The organism is Desulfatitalea alkaliphila (assembly GCF_022968795.1).
In the GTDB taxonomy this organism is placed as follows: domain Bacteria; phylum Desulfobacterota; class Desulfobacteria; order Desulfobacterales; family Desulfosarcinaceae; genus Desulfatitalea; species Desulfatitalea alkaliphila.
This window is the reverse complement of record NZ_JALJRB010000086.1, coordinates 1-749: the sequence shown is the minus strand read 5'-3', so window position 1 is coordinate 749 and position 749 is coordinate 1. Positions and strand designations below refer to the sequence as shown.

Here is a 749-nt window from a genome sequence, read left to right as displayed (position 1 = left end):
GGCCGTGCCTTGCGGCGTCTGCGCGCCGACTGGCGACACGCCTACGGTGTCGATCCCTGGCTGGTGGAAACTTTCGTGGACAGCCGGCGGTTTCACGGGGGCTGTTACCGGGCGTCCAACTTCATCGTGCTTGGCCAGACCAGCGGCCGGGGTCGCATGGATCGCAACCATCAGCGTCATGGGGCGCAGGTCAAAACCGTGATGGTCCATCCGCTGGTAAAGGATGCGCGACAAAGACTGACAGCCGGACGCGCGGGGGAGTAAGGGGCGATGAATGCAACGGCTGTATTGTCGTCCCGGGAGCGACTGTATGACCGGTCCAGGGAAAAATTCGAGCAAATTGTCGCACGGCTTTGCAGCCGGGAGGTTTGCCAAATGACCCATAGTGAAATTGAGCGCGAACTTGAACAGATGGGCCGCGAGCTGCTGCGCAAACTGCTTGAAGAGCATCTGCAATCCCGCGGTCCCGGACAAACCAATCTGCCTGTAACGGGCGCGGACGCGGTTGACAGGCCTTGCGTGCGGCTTCATAAACGGGAGCTTGAGACGATTTTTGGCACTGTCCCGGTAGAGCGTGCCGGGTACTACAGCAAGGAGCAGGGCCCGAGCCTGCACCCGCTGGATGCCGAGCTGAATCTGCCGGAACAAAAATACTCGCTTGAGCTTTGCCGTCGGGTTGCCGAAGAAGCCGCCAAGAACTCCTTTGACGAAACGTTTGAGAGCATCGGCAAAAACACCGGCGCTCATGT

General features: G+C 59.9%; 1 protein-coding gene and 1 pseudogene. Both read left to right on the top strand.

Going from position 1 to position 749, the window contains the following annotated elements:
* On the top strand, positions 1-264 hold a 264-nt coding region (locus MRX98_RS21830; RefSeq protein ID WP_246915302.1), incomplete at its 5' end, for a Druantia anti-phage system protein DruA.
* Between the two features lie 111 nt (positions 265-375).
* A pseudogene (locus MRX98_RS21825) lies at positions 376-749 on the top strand (hypothetical protein); the annotation flags it as partial.